The 18,897-nt window shown below is 63.9% G+C and carries 16 protein-coding genes; 8 read left to right on the forward strand and 8 right to left on the reverse strand.

The annotated features are described in order from the left end of the window. Nucleotide 1 precedes the first annotated feature (1 nt). The 7 genes from JQ591_RS25070 to JQ591_RS25100 all read right to left on the reverse strand — a co-directional run bounded on the left by JQ591_RS25070 (nucleotide 2) and on the right by JQ591_RS25100 (nucleotide 7,053). A complete protein-coding gene (locus tag JQ591_RS25070) occupies nucleotides 2–718 on the reverse strand; it encodes an ABC transporter ATP-binding protein (RefSeq protein WP_211398632.1) in 717 nt (238 codons plus the stop codon). Continuing rightward, the gene (locus JQ591_RS25075; RefSeq protein WP_211398634.1) at nucleotides 718–1,782 is read right to left on the reverse strand and encodes a branched-chain amino acid ABC transporter permease; all 1,065 of its coding nucleotides are present in this window, start codon (nucleotides 1,780–1,782) and stop codon (nucleotides 718–720) included. Before JQ591_RS25075 ends, JQ591_RS25070 begins: the two co-directional genes overlap by 1 nt. Nucleotides 1,783–1,797: 15 nt before the next feature. After that, on the reverse strand, nucleotides 1,798–2,670 hold the full coding sequence (locus JQ591_RS25080) for an ABC transporter permease subunit (protein ID WP_211398635.1): 873 nt from the start codon (nucleotides 2,668–2,670) through the stop codon (nucleotides 1,798–1,800). A 92-nt stretch (nucleotides 2,671–2,762) separates the two neighbouring features. Further along, nucleotides 2,763–4,004: an urea ABC transporter substrate-binding protein gene (locus tag JQ591_RS25085; protein WP_211398637.1), complete on the reverse strand. Its 1,242-nt coding sequence runs from the start codon at nucleotides 4,002–4,004 to the stop codon at nucleotides 2,763–2,765. Nucleotides 4,005–4,015: 11 nt separating this feature from the next. After that, entirely contained in the window at nucleotides 4,016–4,681 is a 666-nt protein-coding gene (locus JQ591_RS25090) for an ANTAR domain-containing response regulator (protein WP_211398638.1), read from the reverse strand. Continuing rightward, nucleotides 4,678–5,838: a transporter substrate-binding domain-containing protein gene (locus JQ591_RS25095; protein WP_211398639.1), complete on the reverse strand. Its 1,161-nt coding sequence runs from the start codon at nucleotides 5,836–5,838 to the stop codon at nucleotides 4,678–4,680. Before JQ591_RS25095 ends, JQ591_RS25090 begins: the two co-directional genes overlap by 4 nt. Before the next feature lie 453 nt (nucleotides 5,839–6,291). After that, nucleotides 6,292–7,053, reverse strand: coding sequence for a GntR family transcriptional regulator (locus JQ591_RS25100; protein WP_211398640.1), 762 nt, complete (start codon nucleotides 7,051–7,053; stop codon nucleotides 6,292–6,294). 77 nt (nucleotides 7,054–7,130) lie between these two features. Between JQ591_RS25100 and JQ591_RS25105 the strand changes: the two genes are divergently transcribed. The 6 genes from JQ591_RS25105 to JQ591_RS25130 are packed head-to-tail and all read left to right on the forward strand — an operon-like array spanning nucleotide 7,131 to nucleotide 14,602. Next, complete coding sequence (locus JQ591_RS25105) at nucleotides 7,131–8,447, forward strand: M20 family metallopeptidase (RefSeq protein ID WP_211398743.1); 1,317 nt, start codon at nucleotides 7,131–7,133, stop codon at nucleotides 8,445–8,447. Between the two features lie 18 nt (nucleotides 8,448–8,465). Next, on the forward strand, nucleotides 8,466–10,013 hold the full coding sequence (locus tag JQ591_RS25110) for an ABC transporter substrate-binding protein (protein WP_211398641.1): 1,548 nt from the start codon (nucleotides 8,466–8,468) through the stop codon (nucleotides 10,011–10,013). 15 nt (nucleotides 10,014–10,028) lie between these two features. After that, on the forward strand, nucleotides 10,029–10,976 hold the full coding sequence (locus tag JQ591_RS25115; protein WP_211398642.1) for an ABC transporter permease: 948 nt from the start codon (nucleotides 10,029–10,031) through the stop codon (nucleotides 10,974–10,976). Continuing rightward, the gene (locus JQ591_RS25120) at nucleotides 10,969–11,799 is read left to right on the forward strand and encodes an ABC transporter permease (protein WP_211398643.1); all 831 of its coding nucleotides are present in this window, start codon (nucleotides 10,969–10,971) and stop codon (nucleotides 11,797–11,799) included. The genes JQ591_RS25115 and JQ591_RS25120 overlap by 8 nt, the downstream gene beginning before the upstream one ends. Continuing rightward, on the forward strand, nucleotides 11,796–13,370 hold the full coding sequence (nikE, locus tag JQ591_RS25125; protein WP_211398645.1) for a nickel ABC transporter ATP-binding protein NikE: 1,575 nt from the start codon (nucleotides 11,796–11,798) through the stop codon (nucleotides 13,368–13,370). The genes JQ591_RS25120 and nikE overlap by 4 nt, the downstream gene beginning before the upstream one ends. Nucleotides 13,371–13,387: 17 nt before the next feature. Beyond that, nucleotides 13,388–14,602, forward strand: coding sequence for a M20 family metallopeptidase (locus JQ591_RS25130; protein ID WP_211398647.1), 1,215 nt, complete (start codon nucleotides 13,388–13,390; stop codon nucleotides 14,600–14,602). A 156-nt stretch (nucleotides 14,603–14,758) separates the two neighbouring features. Here the strand turns inward: JQ591_RS25130 and JQ591_RS25135 are convergent, their stop codons facing one another. Then, nucleotides 14,759–15,814 (reverse strand): LacI family DNA-binding transcriptional regulator, encoded by a 1,056-nt coding sequence (locus tag JQ591_RS25135; RefSeq protein ID WP_211398649.1) that lies wholly within the window; start codon nucleotides 15,812–15,814, stop codon nucleotides 14,759–14,761. Nucleotides 15,815–15,950: 136 nt separating this feature from the next. Here JQ591_RS25135 and JQ591_RS25140 point away from each other — a divergent pair, with 136 nt between their 5' ends. Both JQ591_RS25140 and JQ591_RS25145 read left to right on the forward strand, forming a co-directional pair. Then, nucleotides 15,951–16,967: a TRAP transporter substrate-binding protein gene (locus JQ591_RS25140; RefSeq protein ID WP_211398650.1), complete on the forward strand. Its 1,017-nt coding sequence runs from the start codon at nucleotides 15,951–15,953 to the stop codon at nucleotides 16,965–16,967. 26 nt (nucleotides 16,968–16,993) lie between these two features. Then, nucleotides 16,994–18,883 (forward strand): TRAP transporter large permease subunit, encoded by a 1,890-nt coding sequence (locus tag JQ591_RS25145; RefSeq protein WP_433995215.1) that lies wholly within the window; start codon nucleotides 16,994–16,996, stop codon nucleotides 18,881–18,883. Nucleotides 18,884–18,897 lie beyond the last annotated feature (14 nt).

Genomic DNA, 18,897 nt, shown 5'->3' on the forward strand with positions numbered 1-18,897 from the left:
ATCAAGCATGGGCCTGCCCCAGATAGATCGCCGCCACGCGCTCGTCGGCCACGATCTCGGAGATCGTGCCCTGCGCAAAGACCTGGCCGAGATGCAGCACGGTGACGCGCTGGGCGACCTGGCGCACGAATGCCATATCGTGCTCGATCGCCAGCACCGTCATGCCGTCGGCATTGAGCCGCTGCACCATCGTGCCGGTCGCGCGCGTCTCTTCCGGCGACATGCCGGCAGTCGGCTCGTCCAGCAGTAGAAGACGCGGCTTCAGGCTGATCGCCATGCCGATCTCCAGCCATTGCTTCTGGCCGTGGCTGAGATTGCCGGCGGTCTGGACCTGCTCGCTCTCCAGTCCGAGGAAGGCAAGCAGCCGGTCGATCTCCGCTGCGAGCTCGGCGCCGCGATGACGGCTCTGCAAGGCGATCTCGAGGTTCTGACGGACCGACAGCCCCTTGAAGACGCCGGGCACCTGGAACTTGACGGAAAGGCCGCGGTGAATACGCGCAAACGACTTCAGCGCCGTGATGTTCTCTCCTGCAAAGAGAATCTCGCCGCTGCCGGGATGATGCTCGCCGAGGATCAGGCGGAACAACGTGCTCTTGCCGGCACCGTTCGGACCGATCAGGCAGTGAATCTCGCCGGCTTCGAGTGTGAGATCCACGGCGTTCGTGACGTGGAGGCCGCCAAAATGCTTGTTCAGATTGCGAAGCTCGAGCAGGGACATCAGCCTGCCCTCTGCGTGAGGCGGCCGGCGAGCCGCCCGAGCCAATTCATCAGGCCGAGCACCAGGCCATTCGGGGCGATCAGGACGGTGAGCACCAGCAGCACGCCCATGAAGATGAGGGCATACTGGCTGCCATAGATCGTGAGCGCCTGGAACGCAGCAAGCACCACCAGCGTGCCGATCACGGTCGACGTCAAATCGCTGCGACCGCCGACCGCGACCCAGATCAGCGGCAGCGCCGCCGCCGTCATGCCCATGCTCGAGGGCGTGATGTACTGCCCCCACACCGTGTAGAGCACGCCGGATATCCCTGCGAGCGCGGCGCCGATCACGAAGGTGACGAGCTGGTACTTGCGCACGTCGTAACCCAGCATCTCCGCCCGCTCGGGATTCTCGCGGATCGCAACGATGACGTTTCCGAATGATGAGTTCATCAGGATGCGCAGGCCGAGATAGACGAAGACGAGGAGGCCGAGCACGAAGTAGTAAAGCCCGACATCGGCAAACAGCACGATCGGCTCGCCCGGCCAGGGAATGGTCAGGGGCGGCATCGCGCTCATGCCGTTGAAGCCGTTCAGCCGCGCGCTGCCGATATGCCATTCCGGTCCCGCGGTCTGGGCCATGAAGCGCTCCAGCATCAAGGTCACGGCGAGCGTGACGATGCCGAGGAAGACGCCGGCGATGCGGCCGAAGAACATGAAATAGCCGAGCAGGACGGCGAACAGCGCGGCAATTGCGACCGCTGCCACCATCGCGACCAGCGTAAAGCCATAGGCCGAGCCGAAATTGATGGTCAGGACGCCGTAGCCGTAGCCGGCGATTCCGAAGAACGCTGTCTGGCCGAACGAGAGCGAACCGCCATAACCCCAGATCAGGCACAGGCTGAGCGCGATGAACACCCAGACGAAGAAGTAGACGGTGTTGCCGACGGTGTAGCCGTCGCTGAACAGCGGATAGGCCAGCGCGACCAGCAGCATGATGGCAAACACAGCCCAGAAGGCTCGGCCGCGACCGACGGTCTGCGGGCCTTCGAGACGTTGAAACAAGGACAGTAAACCGCTCACGACGCCATCACTCCGTCAGGTGCGCTCACGCAGCACGAAGCCGGAGATGCCTTTCGGCAGGACCCGGACGACAATGATCACGGCGACCAACAGACCGATCTGGCCGAACAACTGCCCCTGCCACGACGTCATCACCGATTTCACCACCGCAAGCACGCCGCCCGCCGGCGCCGTGCCGAGGAAAACGTCCGCCCCGCCGATCACCACGGTGACGAACGCTTCCATGATGAAGGTCGCGCCCATGGTCGGTACCAGCGTCATGGTCGGCGCATACAGGCCTCCGGCAAGACCGGCGAGCCCTGCCCCGCAGGCGAAGGTAAGGCTGTAGATCAGCCGCGTGTCGACGCCGAGGGCCGCCGCCATATGCGGCACCTGAATGGTGGCGCGCGCCAGCACCCCGAAGCGCGTCCAGTTGAACAGGGCGTAGAGACCCGCCAGCACGCCGAGTGCCGAGCAGAACAGCACGATGCGATAGATCGAATAGGAGTAGTCGCCGACCTGGAAACTGCCGAACGGCGTGCCGACGCCCGCCATCGTGGAGCCGACCATGATCAACGTGCCTTGGGTGGCGATCAGGCTCAGACCCCAAGTCGCGACAATGGTATCGAGAGGCCGATCGTACAGATGGCGGATCACGGCGAGCTCCACCAGCACGCCGACCAGCGCAGACACGATCGTGCCCGCCAGTATCCCCAGCGGCAATGGCAGGCCGGCATGCACGGCCGCCGCCGTCACGTAGGCACCGCACATGATGAACTCACCATGGGCGAGATTGATCACGCCCATCATGCCGAAGATCACCGCGAGCCCGCAGGCCGACAGCACCAGGAACGCGAAGGCGTCGCCGAATTGATAGAGAGCCGAGAATGCAAGGGTCGCGATGTCCATGGACCTGCCAGACTGGTGTGAGAAGCGGCGTCGCCGCCGCGGATATGCGTGGTCGCCCCGGCGTGCCGAGAACGCCGGGGCGACCGAGCCCGTCAGGGTTTCGGCGGCGGGTTCGACGGCGTGTACTGGGCCATCGGATCTTTCTTGGTGAGATCGCAGCCGGCATCACCGAGCCAATAGGGCTTGATGTCCTCCCAGACCTTGGGGAAGGAGATCGCGTGATTGGCGTCGACCTTCGCCAGATAGATCGTATGCGACATGTGCTGGCTCTTCGGGTCGATGCAAACCTTGCCTTCCGGCGCATCCATGCAGACATCGCCCATCGCGATCACTTTGCGGATGTCCTCGCGCTTGGTCGACTTCGCCCGCTCCACCATCTGCTTGTAGAGATAGACGGCGAGATAGGAATTCTCGGCCTCCTGGTTCACGTAGGGCTCGCTGGGGAATTTCGCCTTGAACTTGGCGTAGAATTCTTTGCTCTTGGGCGAATCGATCTCCTCGATGTAGTTGGTGGTGACGTACATGTCCTTCAGGCTCGGCGGCTTGAAGCGCTTGTGCTCGTAACCTTGGCCGACGTTGACGGAGGACGCCATCGGCAGGTTGACGTTGGCGGAAGCGGCCTGCTCGTAATATGAGGCCTGCGCGGTGCCGACCAGCAGTGTGACCACGAAGTCCGGCTTGGCCTTCTGGATGTTCTGGACGCTCTGCGAGAACTGCGACACGCCGAGCGGGATGAACTCCTCGCCGGCCATCTTGCCGCCGTTCTCCTTGACAATCTTGCGCACCCATTCGGCCGAAATCTGGCCGAAATTATAGTCGGCGGCGAGCGTGTAGACGTTCTTGCCGTACTTCTCCATCATGTAGGGAATCAGCGTCGAGAACTGCTGCTCCGGCACCGCGCCTGTCACGATCATGTGGCCGTCGCAGACGCCGCCTTCGTATTGGTTGTTGTAGAAGGCGAAGCCGTTGAACTGGTCGACGATCGGACGATACGCCTCGCGTGAGGCCGAGGAGAAGCCCGCGAACACCACGTCGACCTTGTCGCGCTGGAGCACGCGCCGCATGAACTCCTGGTAGCGCGTGTTGTCGGATTGCGTGTCGTAGGGAACGAGCTCCAGCGGCCGCCCCATGATGCCGCCGGACTTGTTGATCTCGTCGGCGGCGAGCTGGATGGCGTGGACCTTGCCGATGGTAGCGGCGGCGAAATCGCCCGACTGATCTTCCAGCACGCCGAGCTTGATCGGGTTTTCTGCCGCGAGCGCCTGATGTGAGCCGAAGACAAGCGTCCCCGTGAGGGCTGCGGCGCGCAGCCCCCGCAATACAGACTTGGTCATATTTGCTTCTCCTAGATGGCCTGCTTGTTGCCGCCTTGCAGCGAGATGCCGGTTGTGCGGCCGGACGTATCGGGCGGCTTCGCCCGCTTGCTCAGAAACTCTTCGCAATAGAGTTCCATGTTCTGCCGCGCGCGCATGCTGTCGCGGCGGAGCTGGGAATAGGCACCCTCCTCGTCGAGGCCGTCCTGCTGCATCAGCAGGATGACCGCCCGGATCACCGCGCGGCGCCCGCGGCGGCGCTCCTCGAGGCCCTGCAGGCGCTCGTACATCTCGCTGCGCAACAGGAATTGGTTGATGCCCATGAACAGTGACGTGTAGACCGCGCCGCCATGCACCGGCTTGCGCAGGAACGAGGTCGCTCCGAGATTGACGAGCGCCTTGAGCCGGCTCGGCGCCTCGACGCCGACGAGGCCGATCACTGGTACCGGCGGCAGCCGCGAGGCCGGATTGACCTCGATCGCAACCGCACCTTCGAGATCCCCGTCGACGAACAGGATGTCGCGATCAGGCTGAAGACCGGCGATGTCGATCTGCGCGCGGCCCTCGACGATCTCCGGATATTCGGTCGAGACACCGAGCTTGGCCAGCGTAGTTTCGAGCGTGCTCTCCCACCCGCCTCGTCGGGTGACGACAATGGCCCGGCCACCTTTGAAATTCTGCAGCAATCGTGAGCTCATGATTGCACCACCTTCAACAGCGGAGAGCGCATTGCGCTCGCAAAGCGCGGCGACGACTGGACGAGATAGGGATCGGGCGCGATCGGCTCGCGGGACTCCAACAGCACCTCGAACTGCCCGTTCGCGGACGAGCGGCCGATGCGCGGCGTGAGCCAGGCATGAAAGGTCTGCCGGTCGATGCGGACCTCGCCTTGCGGAGCGCGCAGCCGCTGATCAGCCACGGCGGCACGCACCGTGCGGGCGTCGTCGGTGCCGGCCTGTGCCAATGCCGCCGCGAGCAGTTTGACGGCGATGTAGGACGATTCAGCATCTGCCGAAGAGACCGGTCCGTCCGGGAAGGATTGCGCATAGGCGCCGATAAAGGCCGCATTCTCCGGCGAATTCAGGGACGAGAAGTAGACGCTCGAGGACAAATGTCCGTCGACCGCGTCCGGGCCGATCTCCGGCAATTCCGGTTCCGACAGCGTGCAGCTCGCGACTGGAATTTCCGCGGCCTGGTCGATGCCGCGCGCCCGGCAGGCGGCCCGAAATGCGCGGAAGAAGGCATAGGCACTGGTGCCGATCAAATTATTGAAGACGAAGTCGGGGCGCTGGTCGATGATCGCCGCGATCACCTGGTCGACCTCGGTATCGCCGACCGGGAGATAGCGCTCGGCGAGCACGGTGCCGCCTCGCGCGATCAGCGCCTCGCGGAAGATGCGGTTGTTCTCCCAGGCCCAGATGTAGTTGGAGCCGACGCAGAAGGCGCGTGAGCCGACCCGGGACGCCAGATAGTCGACCAGCGGAAGCACGTGCTGGTTCGGCGCGGCGCCGGTGTAGATGACGTTGTCGGAGCTTTCGAAGCCCTCATAGTGCGACGGATACCACAACAGGCCGTCGAACTTCTCGAAGCACGGTATCACCTCCTTGCGGCTCGACGAAGTGTAGCAGCCGACCACGTGCCGGACGCCGGAGCCGAGGAGATCGAGGCTGAGCGAACGATAGCGCGCGAGGTCGCCGGACGGGTTGACCACCACCGGCTCCAGCGCGATGTCGTCCCGGCTCGCATTGACTTCCCTTAACGCGAGCAATGCGCCGTTGAGGATCGAACGTGCGACGACGCTGTAGGAGCCCGTCGTCGAGAACATCACGCCGATCCGATATAGTTTTCGCGTCATCACTCGATCCAAAAACAAAAAAAGCGCCCACCGGCTGTGAAGCCGAGGGCGCCCTCGCCGCCAACCGAACACGCGACGAACGCGTGGTGTTGGAAATGGTTGAACTTACCGCGTTGACGGGCCATTTTGCCCTACGCTCGCCCAATACGGTCGTTGAGAACGGATATTATGTCAAGCGCGTTGTTGCAGCGAAAATTGCCGCACTTCGTGTCGACGTGTAGCAAAACTGTGCAGGGCGGCTCGTGGTCGCCGTATGGGCCGGCTGGCGGCGCGCAAACCTAAATTGCCGTGCCGCCCAACCATCCCGTGCAGACGAGCATCGGTCGGTGCACGCATGGCGGTCTATGGCGTCCAGCGCCCTCGAACATTGCGGCGCTCTCCTGAAGGAGGAAATCGACGCTATCGTCGGTCAGTAGGAAGGATAAGGGGCGCTTGGCACCGGCGCGAAACAGGCTAGCGGATCTCGTTCACGTAGTGATGATGCGCAGTCGTGGCGCGGTGCTCGCTCAGGAGTGCAAGCGTACCGGCTTGATCGTACGCCTCCTCGCGGATCACCAGAACGGCGTTCGGCGAAGCTAGCGCAAGTAGACGCCGATCCTCCTTGTCGGCGAGCTCTGCCAGGAGCTTCTCGCGTATCGCTGCAATGCGAATGCCGTAGGCGTCGAGCAGATGGAGGTAGAGCAGCGCAGGCACCTTCTCCGCCTTGTGCGGGAAATCAGGCACGCGGCGCGCAATGAGCCGTATTCGCGAATGCATCACCGGCACGCGTCCAACACGTCGGATGCGATGAAGACAGAGCAGCGGCTCACCAACGGCTTCCGTGAAGAGCACCGCCTCCTCCGCATCTGCCGGCCGCAACACCACGGACAAGACTTCGGGCGCGGAGCGCTGGAGGCTGCCGTCTTCGCCATGAAGTCGGAAATACTGGAAGAAAAAGCGCAGACTGTGTTGCGGCGCGCGGCCGGTCACGACCGTCCCGGTCTTGCGCCGGCGCACCAGCATGCCGTCGGCCGTCAGGTCCGCGAGCGCCCGGCGGATGGTGCCAACCGCAACTCCATATCGCGCGGCAAGCGCAACTTCACCGGGAAGAACCGTGCCCGGAGATAGTTCGCCCACCAGGATCGCCTCGGCGATCTGCCGCTTGACGTGCTCATACAAAGGAACCGGAAGGCTAGATGAGCCGCTCGCCGCTGCTTTTGCCTCTTTACCGGTCACGCCTGCCTCATTCTTCGGAATTGACAGCAATCGGCTTTGCCTATTTCTTTATAGAATATAGAAATGAGCCGCCGCAAATGATTTCTCCATCGCCAGGCCCTGGACGGGCCAGCCCGACGCTGGCCGACGGTTTCGCCCAGATCGAGCGCACGGTAGAACGTGCGATCGACGATCTTGCGCGGATGGTGGCGATCGACACGACTTTCCCGCCCGGCGCAGGATACGAAGCGTTTGCCGGATTGATGGAGAGCACGGTTGCAACGCTCGACCTGGACTGCCAACGCGTCGACGTCCCCGAACATTTGTGGCGAGTGGCGGGCGGCCCGGCGCAAGGGCGCAGAACCAATCTCATCGCGCGCCGCCACTCGGACAAACCGGTGCTCGGGCTGTATTTTCATGTCGACACCGTACCGGCAGCGCCCGGGTGGACCACCAATCCGTTCCAGTTGACGCGCGACGACGATCGCCTGATCGGCCTCGGCGCCGCCGACATGAAAGGCACCATCGCGGCGGTGCTGCTCGCGCTGCGCGCCGCCGACGCGATCGGTCTTCCACTCGGCTACGACCCGATGCTCCTGCTTTGCACCGACGAAGAAGCCGGACTCTATCCCGGCGTGCGTTATCTGGCGGAGCAGGGTCTGCTCGAAGGCCACATACTGAACTTCAACGGTGCCGCAGCGCCGCGCATCTGGGCCGGCTGCTTTGGTCTCTTCACGCTACTGGTGCGCGTGCGCGGCAGGACGGTTCACGCAAGCGAAGCCAGAACCGCCGGCTTGAATGCCAACGCGATCGAGGCCGCACTGCCGATCCTCAATGCGCTCGCAGCATTGAAACCAGAAATCGCCGCGCGGACGTCCGCCCTGCCTGCGCCGCCGCATGCGACGCATCCGCTCGCAGCCCAGCTTGATATTTCCGCAGCCCATGGCGGCCAATGCGGCGGCCAGACTCCATCGCTCTTTGAAGTTCTCGTCTGTCGGCGTTATGCGCCGGAAGAAGACTTTCAGGCCGCGCGTGCCACAATCGAGAACGCAATCTTTACGGCGGCCCCCGGGGCCGACGTCGACGTCGTTCTCACCGGCCACCTCATGCCGACATCCGATCCGACAGGCCCGCACTGGCCGCGCTGGCAGGAGGCGCTGTCGGCCGGATTCGGATACGCACCGGACGATTTCGCCAAATGGGGTGCGACGGGCTGTTCCGATTTCGGTTGGGTCCAACGGACCGGAATGCAGGAGATCCTGCTGACCGGCCTCGGCCGGCCGGAAAGCCGCATTCACGCGCCCGGCGAATTTACCACGCGCGCCGACATCGTCGCGCTGGCGAAATCGGTCCTTGCCTATCTGTCGGCCGAATTCCGTTCCGATCTGTCTCCCGAAACACCTGCCGCCCGTTAGCTCAAGGAGCACGCATCCATGCTGTCCGTCACGCGCCGTCTTTTCCTTGCGGGAACCGCGATCAGCCTCGCCGGCCTGCCCAAGACCGCCCTCGCCGAAGCCCCGAAGCGCGGCGGCGTGCTCCGAATGTCGGTCGACCAGGCAGCATCGGTCATCCATCCGATGCTGGCGCGCGTGAACCCGGAATATCTCGTCACCGAATTGCTCTACTCCAATCTCACCCGGCTGAAGCCGGACATGACCGTCGAGCCGGACCTCGCGATCTCGTGGGAGCCGAACGCGACACTGACAGAATGGACCTTCAAGCTGCGCCCGGGCGTGACGTTTCATGACGGTTCGCCACTGACCGCAGACGATGTCGTCGCCACCATCAATGCCATCCTCGATCCGAAGACCGCTTCGCCCGGCCGCACCAATGTCGGTCCGATCAAGGAGGTCGCCGCGGTGGATCCGCTGACCGTCAGGTTTACGCTCACTGGCGCCTATGCCGACCTGCCGGTGGCACTCACCTATCTCAATGCGCGTATCGTTCCGGCCAAGGTCATCGCCGGCGACCTCGCGAGCCTTTCGACCACCGCAAACGGCACCGGCCCATTCAAGCTGGCGTCGTACGAGCCCGACCGCCGGATCGTCGTCGAACGTAACCCCGCTTATTATGATCCGGCACGGCCCTACCTCGACCGGATCGAGCTGCTGGTCTATCCGGACCGCACCGCCGAAGCGTCCGCAATGATCTCCGGTGAGATTGATTTGCTGCTCACGACCACTTCTGGCGACTATGAGCGTCTCGCCAAGGCCGATGGCGTCAAGGCGCTACGCACCCCATCCGGCCAGTTCCTGAATATCAACCTCGGATGTGACCAGAAACCGTTCAACGACGTGCGCGTCCGCCAGGCCTTGGCGTTGGCGGTGGATCGCGAGGCAACCGTGGGCTTCGTCGCGGGCGGCTACGGCACGCCAGGCAACGACACGCCGTTGAGCTCCGCCTACCACTTCTACAAGAATATTCCGCTGAAGAAGCCCGACATCGCCAAGGCGAAGAAGCTGTTGGCCGACGCGGGCTATCCCAATGGCATCGATTTGACGCTGGTCGCGTCCGACAGGCCGTCAACCCGCACGCAGCTCGGCGTCGCGGTCCGCGAGATGGCGGCCGCAGCCGGCTTCCGCATCAACGTGCAGACCATGCCGCATGCCACCTATCTCGACCAGGTCTGGAAGAAAGGCAATTTCTACGTCGGCTTCTACAACATGCAGCCAACCGCCGACGCCGTCTTCAAGCTGCTCTACACCTCCGACGCCGCCTGGAACGAGACCCACTGGAACAATGCGGACTTCGACGCCGTCGTCAATGCTGCCCGCGTCGAGACCGATGAAGCAAAGCGCACGGCACTCTACGCCAAGGCTCAGGACATGATGAACGCCGAGGTCCCCTCCGTGATTTCGGCATTCTTCGACCTGCTCGCGGCACAGCGCTCCTACGTCGAGGGTTACGTGCTGCACCCACGCGGATCGGTATTCCGCCTCGACATGGTCTCGCTCGGCGCTGCCGCGCCGAAGCGCGCCTGAGGTCGGAGGCGCTCGGTGACACTGGCCTGGTTTGCGCGCCGTTTGATGCTGATGATCTACACCGTCATCGTGGTCTCGATGCTGGTGTTCGCCATCACGCAGATCCTGCCGGCGGACGCCGCCCAGTCGCTGCTAGGGGAAAACGCGACGCCCGAAATGCTGGCCGCGCTCAGGGCAAAGCTCGGGCTCGGCGATCCGGCCTGGCAGCAATATGTGCGCTGGGCCCGCCACGTCTTCACCGGCGATTTCGGTATCTCGATGCGCACGAGCCTGCCGGTCGGCCCGGAAATGCTGGCGGCGCTGTCGCGCTCGCTGCTGCTTGCCGTGTCGGCCATCCTGGTCACGCTGGCTATTGCCGTGCCCCTCGGCGTGGTAGCGGCGCTGCGGCAAGGCAGGCTCACCGACACGGGTGTCAGCCTCATTGCCTATCTCGGGGTCTCGCTGCCGGAATTCGTCACCGCGACACTGCTTGCCCTTCTGCTGGCAGATACATGGCATTGGCTGCCGGCGACCGGCTACGTCTCCCCATTGGAGGATTTCGGCGGCGGCATCCGTCACCTGGTGCTGCCGGTGCTCACCGTCTCGATGATCCTCGTCGCACATGTCATGCGCATGATGCGCTCCGAGACGCTCGACGTGCTGAAATCGGACTATATCCGCGCCGCGCGCCTGAAGGGCCTGCCGGAACGCACGGTGCTGTTTCGCCACGCCCTGCGCAACGCGCTGTTGCCGGTCGTCACCATCATCGCGCTCGACGTCGGCTATTTGCTCGGCGGCATCATCGTGATCGAGGAGATCTTCGCCATTCCCGGCATCGGGCGCGCGCTGATGGTTGCCATCACCACGCGCGACCTGCCCTCGATCCAGGCGGGTGCGTTGATCATGGCCGCGACCTATGCCGTCACCAACACCTTGGCCGACATGGCCTATGCGTTTCTCGACCCGCGGATCCGCTATGACTGAGCTGTTCATCCGCCTGATGCGGAAGCCGCAGGGTTTCGTCGGACTCGTGCTGCTGGCATTGATCGCAGCCGCCTGCCTGTTCGGGCCCGCATTGGCGCCCTATGCGCCGGAGAAGATCGATTTTCTCGGCCGGTTTCGCGCACCCGGCTGGCAGAACTGGCTTGGCGCCGATCAATTCGGCCGCGACATCCTGAGCCGCCTGATGGTCGGCGCGCGTTCGACCGTGCCGCTCGCTTTCATCGCGACCTTCGTCGGCAGCGCAGCCGGAGCGATCATCGGCGTTGGCTCGGCCTATCTCGGCGGACGAACCGACGAAGCCATCATGCGCACGATCGACGCAGTGATGGCGATCCCGGGCCTGCTGATGGCCCTGTTGCTGGTCTCAACGCTCGGCAACGGCGCCGGCAATGCCGTCATTGCCATCGCGGTGGCCTTTGCGCCGGGCATGGCGCGGGTGACCCGCTCGGCCGCGCTCAACATACGCAATCAGGACTACGTCAAGGCCGCCATCGCGCGTGGCGAGGCAGCGCCCTGGATCATCTTCCGCGAGATGTTGCCGAACGTCATGGCGCCGATCGTGATCGAATCCACCATCCGCGTGTCCTTCGCCGTCATGCTGTTCGCGACGCTGAGCTTTCTCGGCGTCGGCGCCCAACCGCCCGCATCCGAATGGGGTCTCATGGTGGCGGACGCGCGCCAATACATGCATCAGGCGCCGTGGGGGTTGATCGCGCCCTCGGCCGCGATTGCACTCACAGCCATTGCCTTCAACCTGGTCGGCGATGGTCTTCGCGACGCCCTCAATCCGAAGGACGAGCGGTGACCTCCGTACTTTCGATCCAGAATTATACACTCGACTACATCTCGTCCGTTGGCCCGGTACGTGTGCTGCACGACATTTCGCTGCAGATCGAACCAGGCGAGGTGCTGGGCCTTGTCGGAGAATCCGGCTCCGGAAAGAGCTCGCTCGCCTGGGCGCTGATGCGCCATTTGCCGGGCAATGCCCGCGAAGTCGCCGGCTCGTTGCGTCTCGGTGACATCGACCTGCAACGATTGAGCCCACGCGAGCTCACCAGGATACGCGGACGCCGGCTCGGCATGGTGTTTCAGGATCCGTCGACCTCACTCAACCCGACGCTCACCATCGGTCGTCAAATCACGGAAGCCCTGATCCAGCACCGCGGCCTCAAGCCGCGCGACGCTGACGCGCTCGCCATCGATCTGCTTGGCCACGTCGATCTCAACAATCCTGCCGCGATCATGCGGCGCTACCCTCACGAGATCTCCGGCGGGGAAAAACAGCGCGTCATCATTGCCACTGCCTTCGGCTGCCGGCCCGACGTCATCCTGTTCGACGAGCCGACCACGGCACTCGACGTCATCACAGGCGCGCGCATCCTCGAACTGTTCGCGCGACTGCGCCGGGAGACGGGCGTTGCCGCGCTCTATATTTCCCACGATCTTGCGCTCGTGACGCGCGTCGCCGACCGGGTCGCGATCCTGGAGCGCGGTCGCTTGGTCGAGCAGGCGCCGGCGGCCGACATCTTCCGTGCGCCGCGCCATGCCAACACGCGCGCACTTGTGGACGCCGTACCTAGACCGGAACGTCGTCTTGTCCATGACAAGCCGCGCGACCAGGTCCTCCTCGCGGCCTCCGAGATCGAAGTCCGATATGGCAGCGGCGGGCTGTTCCGCGACGCACCGCCCCCGGCCACAAAAAAAATCGGGCTTGAGGTTCGTGGCGGCGAGATCCTCGGTCTCGTCGGCGAGTCCGGCTCTGGCAAGTCTTCAATGGCGCGGGCCCTGACCGGGCTTGCGCGCTTCTCAGGCAAGATCACCTTCGACGAGCACGAGATCCACGGTATGCGCGACATGGACGCCGCTTACCGCCGCGACGTGCAGATCATTTTCCAGCATCCGGATTCGTCGCTCAATCCGCGTCACAGGATCGACGAGATCCTGTCGCGTCCTCTCAAGCTCTACGGCGGTCATCTTGCGGATATTCCCCGCCTGCTCGACCAGGTGCGCCTGCCCCAATCCTACGCCAACCGCTGGCCGCATCAGCTTTCAGGTGGCGAGAAGCAGCGCATCGCCATCGCGCGTGCCTTCGCTGCGCGGCCGAAGCTCGTGATCTGCGACGAAATCACCGCCCCGCTGGATGTCTCCGTGCAAGCACAGATCATCGAATTGCTGCTGGCGTTGCGCGCCGCGACCGGAACCGCTTTTCTCTTCATCACCCACGATCTCAACCTCATCCGTCAAATCGCCCACCGCATCGCCGTGATGCGCCGGGGCGAGATGGTCGACCTGTTGCCGGTCGAGGATTTCGACGCAGACCACGTTCATCCCTATACCCGCGAACTGATGGCCGCCTCGCCCATACCGGTCGGGTGACGACAAGGACTCCCCCCATGGATCACGACACGCTTCTCGCCCGGATCGATGTGCCCGCCGCCCTCGATCTCCTGTCGCGCATGGTGCAGCAAAAGAGCTACTCCAAATCGGACGGCGAGAAGCAGCTCGCAGCCTTCATGGCTGGCCGCATGCGCGAGATCGGCCTCGATACCGAGCTCGCCGCCTTCGGCAGTGAGGGGCGCGTCAACGCCGTCGGCCGCTGGAAGGGTGCGGGCGGCGGCAAGAGCCTGATGTTCAACGGCCATCTCGACACCAACCCGGTGACCGAGGGCTGGACCGTCGATCCCTGGGCAGGCAAGGTCGACGACACCTTCATCTACGGCATCGGCGTTTCCAACATGAAGGCCGGCGATGCCGCCTATTTCTGCGCGGTCAAGACGCTGATCGACGCCGGCGTCAAACTCAGGGGCGACGTCGTGCTCACCTACGTGGTGGGCGAGCTGCAAGGCGGCGTCGGCACCTACTCGTTGGTTGAGCAGGGACTTCGGGCCGACTATTTCATCAACTCCGAGCCGACCGATCTGAAGGCCATGACGATGCATGCCGCGGCCTTCATGTTCATCATCGAGTTGACCGGAAATACCCGTCATCTGTCCAAGCGCGAAGAGGCGGTCGATGCCATCACTGCGGCGTGCGATCTCATTCCGCGCCTCAATGCGATGAAATTCTCGGGCGCGCTCTCGCCGGAACATGAGCGGATCAATCGCGTCCATGTCGGCGTTGTCCACGGCGCGCTCGGGCGCGAGCTGCATGAATGGCGCACGCCCCAGGTCGCGGATTTCGTGCGGATCAAGGGCTCGGGCCGCTATGCACCGGGCCAGACCGAGGCCGGCGCGCTGGCCGACATGCGTCGCGAGCTCGACACGCTCGAAGCACGGTTTCCTGGCCTCAAGGCCGAGATCATGTCGGAGGACCGCTCCGGTGTCCCAACCATGCCACCATTCGAAGTGGCACGCACGAGCCCGATCGTCGCGGCCATCAACCGCGCTTATCGCGTAGTACGCGGGGAAGAGCAGCCGACGGGCGCCGTTGCCCCGAGCTGCTTCTACGGCACCGACGCCGGTCATCTGCACCATTTCGGCGGGATGGAAGGCATCGTCTGCGGCCCCGGTGGCCGCTACAACACCATGCCCGATGAACGCGTCGACATCGTCGACTTCGTCGACATGATCCGCATCTACATGCTGGCCATTCTGGAGATTTGTCGATAGCGGTCGCTCGAGTGTCTGACGCGCTCGCCGCGGCAAGTGCTTCAGGTCTGAGCACGCGCGACCCAGAGACGTGCACGTCCCGACCTGGGGCGCCTCGAACCCACTTCAGAAGGCCTTCTCACATTGGCTGCGATGAGATGCAGATCCCGTTGGATCCTAGCTCCTCAGCGCCGGAATGTTTTCGCGAAAAATGATCTCGCTGCGCGGCGCCTCGATGCCGTGCATGGCGCTGCGGCCGGCGCGCAGATTGTCGAAGATGCCGACGCAGGTCATCATCGTGTTGAGCTGATTTTGGGTGATGACGGCGTCCATCGTTCCATCGAGCAGGAAGCTGCGGGTATCCGAAGTCAGTCCGTGACCAACGAAGACCACGTCGCGTGCTCGGTTCATGTCCTTCAGCGCCCGGGCGACACCGTCGGCGGCGCCGCCGATGTTGTAGATGCCGGCAAGATCCGGATGTTGGCCGAGCAGCATGCGGGTCTGACGATAGTTGCGGTCGGCATCATCGTGGCCTTCGCGTAGGCCCACGACCTTGATGGCTGGGAACAACTCTTCGAATACGTGCAGAAAGCCCATTTCGCGCTCTTCATGCGCGCGGTAGCTGAGGCTGCCCGCGATCATAGCGACCTTGGCCGGACGCTCGCCCAGAAAGCGCGCGATCAGATAGCCGGCGGTGCGCCCGATGGAGCGATTGTCCAGTCCGATATAGGCCGCGCGGCGCGCGTTCAGAATATCCGAGATCAGCGTCACCGTCGGCACTCCCCGCTCCGCGAGCCTGTCGACGGCTTCCCTCACGACGGGATGCTCGAGCGCCATGAAAGCGATGCCGTCGGCCTTGTCACGGGACTGCCAGAGCCGACGTGCCAGGAGCTCTGGATTGAAGCTCTTGATGGTGTCGACCTGACAACGGACATTGAAAGGGGCGAGCCGGCCGTCGGAATGCGCGATCAACTGCCCAAGCGTCGACAGGAAGCGGTTCGTGCCCGCCGGCAGGAGGAACAGGAGCCGCATCGGCTCCGGCCGCATCGCCGCCAGGAGATCCTCGGCCGGCATGTAGTCGAGCTCGGACGCGGCGGCGAGCACGCGCTGCTGTGTAATCGCCCGCACACCGGGCCTGCGATTGAGCACGCGGTCGACCGTCGCCGTGGACACGCCTGCCCGGCGCGCCACGTCGACGATGCGGCTCAGCGACGGTGCTACCGACTTGTCCATCTCAGGGTTGAGGCCTCGTCTACATCAAAAACCATCATCTTTATCGTTTGACACGCTAGCGGGAAGTCGCAATTTTCGCATCAAGATTGTCGCAGAGACATCAAATAACATCAAACTCGTTATTGGAGGAGAAGCCATGTCCCTAACCCGCCGGCGCGCCTTGCAAGCCCTGTCCGCCCTTCCCGCGGCCGGCCTCATCAGCGCTTTCCCCCGCCCGGCCCATGCGGCGGAGTTCTCGCTGAAATACGGCAACAACCTGCCGCTGACGCATCCGCTCAACATCCGCGCCCAGGAAGCCGCCGACCGCATTGCCAGGGAGAGCAACGGCCGGGTCGAGATGGTCATCTTCCCGAACAACCAGCTCGGCGGTGACACCGACATGCTCGCCCAGGTGCGCAGCGGCGCACTGACCTTCTTCACGCCCTCCGCTCTCGTGGTCGCGACGCTGGTGCCGCTCGCTGCGATCAATGCCGTGGGCTTTGCCTTTGCCGACTACGACCAGGTCTGGAAAACAATGGACGGCGCGCTCGGCGCGCATATCCGTGCCGCCATGGCGAAGGTCGGCCTCCATACCTTCGAGAAGATGTGGGACAACGGATTCCGCCAGATCACGAGCGGCGCCAAGCCGATCGAGAGCGCCAAGGACATGGACGGACTGAAGATCCGCGTGCCGGTAAGCCCGCTCAGCATCTCCATGTTCAAGGCGCTCTCGTCATCGCCGACAAGCCTGCAATTCAGCGAAGTCTACTCTTCGCTCCAGACCCGCATTGTCGACGCGCAGGAAAATCCGCTGCCGATCATCCAGGTAGCGAAGCTCTACGAGGTGCAGAAGTACTGCGCCATCAGCAACCACATCTGGGACGGCTTCTGGTTCATCGCCAACGCGCGCGCCTTCAACGCCCTTCCCGCCGACCTCAGGACCATCGTCAGCAACGCCATCAACGATTCCGGGTTGAAGCAGCGCGAGGACATCAAAGCGTTCAATGTGACTGTACAGGCCGATCTCCAGAGCAAGGGCATGAATTTCACCAATCCTTCGCCGGACTCGTTCCGCGCAAAGCTGCGCGACTCCGGCTTCTACGGCGAATGGAAGGGCCGTTTCGGCGACGAGGCCTGGGCGCTGCTCGAGGGCACCGTCGGCAAGCTGGCCTGAGCGCAATGACGATCGCAGAGCATCAGATGACGGACTATTTGGAAGCAGCCGCTCATCCTGCTTCCGATGCGGGCACACGCAGGTTCGCGAGCGTCTTCGGCACCGTCGACCGCTGGCTCGGTGCGGTGGTCGAAACCATCGCTGCCGGCCTCGTGCTGGCCGAGATCGGCATCATGCTCGCTGGCGTCATCATGCGCTATGTCTTCCACAACCCGCTGATCTGGTCGGACGAGCTGGCCTCGATCCTGTTTCTGTGGCTGTCGATGCTGGGCGCGGTGATCGCGCTGCGCCGGGGCGAGCACATGCGCATGACGGGGCTCGTCAGCCATGTCGGCCCCGGCGCGCGTGCTTTTCTCGACACGATCGCGGCGGTGGCGCCGCTGGCCTTGCTGGCGCTGATCCTGCACCCCGCCTTCGACTATGCGAGCGAGGAGCAGATCATCGTCACCCCGGCGCTGGAGATCAGCAACGCCTGGCGCGCAGCCGCAATTCCCGTCGGGATGACCCTGATGGCCGTCGTCGCCGCGATCCGGCTCGCGACGCATCACCGCCCCGCGCTAATCGCCGCGGCCTTCGTCACCACCGCCATCCTGATCGCCGCATTCTGGCTTGCCGGGCCGCTGCTAGCCCCGCTCGGACGGTACAACCTCATCATCTTCTTCGTCGGCGTGGTCGCGGCCAACGTGTTCGCCGGCGTGCCGATCGCCTTCTCCTTTGCGCTCGCGACCTTCGGCTATCTGGCGCTGACGACGAGCGTTCCGATGATGGTGATGGTCGGCCGCCTCGACGAAGGCATGTCACATTTGATCCTGCTCGCGGTGCCGCTGTTCATTTTTCTCGGCGCGCTGATCGAAATGACCGGCATGGCGCGGGCGATGATCCAGTTTCTGGCGAGCCTACTCGGCCATGTCCGCGGCGGACTGTCTTATGTGCTGATCGGCGCCATGTACCTCGTCTCCGGCATCTCCGGATCGAAGATCGCCGACATGGCCGCGATCGCGCCGGTGCTGCTGCCGGAAATGCAGCGGCGCGGCGCCAAGCCCGGCGATCTCGTGGCGCTGCTGTCCGCCACCGGCGCACAAACCGAGACCATTCCCCCGAGCATCGTGCTGATCACCATCGGCTCGGTGACCGGTGTCTCGATCGCGGCGCTGTTCACCGGCGGGCTATTGCCGGCCCTGGTCGTCGGCACGGCGCTCTGTGTGGTGGTCTGGCGGCGCTACCGGAATGGAGATCTGAGCCATGTGCGGCGTGCCTCCAAGCGCGAGATCGCAAAACTCTCGATGGTCGCCCTGCCCGCGATCTTGCTGCCTTTCGTGATCCGCACGGCCGTGGTCGAAGGTGTCGCCACCGCCACGGAGGTCTCGACGATCGGCATCGCCTACGCCGTGCTGATGGGTCTTCTGGTCTATCGCCAGTTTCCCTGGCGGCGGCTGAAACCCATGCTGGTCGAGACGGCTTCGCTGACCGGCGCGATCATCTTCATCATCGGCTGCGCCACGGCGATGGCCTGGGGGCTGACGCAATCCGGCTTCTCGCAACAATTGGCGAAGGCGATGGCAGCGATCCCGGGCGGCGCCTACGGCTTCCTCGCGATCTCGATCCTTGCCTTCGTCGTGCTCGGGAGCGTGCTCGAAGGCATTCCGGCCATCGTGCTGTTCGGCCCGTTGCTGTTTCCGATCGCCAAGCAGGCCGGCGTGCACGAAGTGCACTATGCGATGGTCGTGATCCTCGCGATGGGCATCGGCCTGTTCGCCCCGCCGTTCGGCGTCGGCTATTACGGCGCCTGCGCGATCAGCAAGATATCGCCGGACGAAGGCCTCAAGCATATCTGGGGCTATGTCGCCGCGCTCTTCATCGGCCTCGCCGTCGTCGCAGCCGTGCCGTGGCTGTCCATCGGCTTCCTCAAGTTCTGAAGATCATGGGAATC

This window comes from Bradyrhizobium canariense, assembly GCF_018130465.1.
Taxonomy (GTDB): domain Bacteria; phylum Pseudomonadota; class Alphaproteobacteria; order Rhizobiales; family Xanthobacteraceae; genus Bradyrhizobium; species Bradyrhizobium canariense_C.

Coding starts and splice junctions, on each gene's coding strand:
- JQ591_RS25070 (WP_211398632.1), bottom strand. CDS start 718: ATGTCCCTGCTCGAGCTTCGCAATCTGAACAAGCATTTTGGCGGCCTC.
- JQ591_RS25080 (WP_211398635.1), bottom strand. CDS start 2,670: ATGGACATCGCGACCCTTGCATTCTCGGCTCTCTATCAATTCGGCGAC.
- JQ591_RS25085 (WP_211398637.1), bottom strand. CDS start 4,004: ATGACCAAGTCTGTATTGCGGGGGCTGCGCGCCGCAGCCCTCACGGGG.
- JQ591_RS25090 (WP_211398638.1), bottom strand. CDS start 4,681: ATGAGCTCACGATTGCTGCAGAATTTCAAAGGTGGCCGGGCCATTGTC.
- JQ591_RS25095 (WP_211398639.1), bottom strand. CDS start 5,838: ATGACGCGAAAACTATATCGGATCGGCGTGATGTTCTCGACGACGGGC.
- JQ591_RS25105 (WP_211398743.1), top strand. CDS start 7,131: ATGATTTCTCCATCGCCAGGCCCTGGACGGGCCAGCCCGACGCTGGCC.
- JQ591_RS25110 (WP_211398641.1), top strand. CDS start 8,466: ATGCTGTCCGTCACGCGCCGTCTTTTCCTTGCGGGAACCGCGATCAGC.
- JQ591_RS25120 (WP_211398643.1), top strand. CDS start 10,969: ATGACTGAGCTGTTCATCCGCCTGATGCGGAAGCCGCAGGGTTTCGTC.
- JQ591_RS25130 (WP_211398647.1), top strand. CDS start 13,388: ATGGATCACGACACGCTTCTCGCCCGGATCGATGTGCCCGCCGCCCTC.
- JQ591_RS25135 (WP_211398649.1), bottom strand. CDS start 15,814: ATGGACAAGTCGGTAGCACCGTCGCTGAGCCGCATCGTCGACGTGGCG.
- JQ591_RS25140 (WP_211398650.1), top strand. CDS start 15,951: ATGTCCCTAACCCGCCGGCGCGCCTTGCAAGCCCTGTCCGCCCTTCCC.
- JQ591_RS25145 (WP_433995215.1), top strand. CDS start 16,994: ATGACGGACTATTTGGAAGCAGCCGCTCATCCTGCTTCCGATGCGGGC.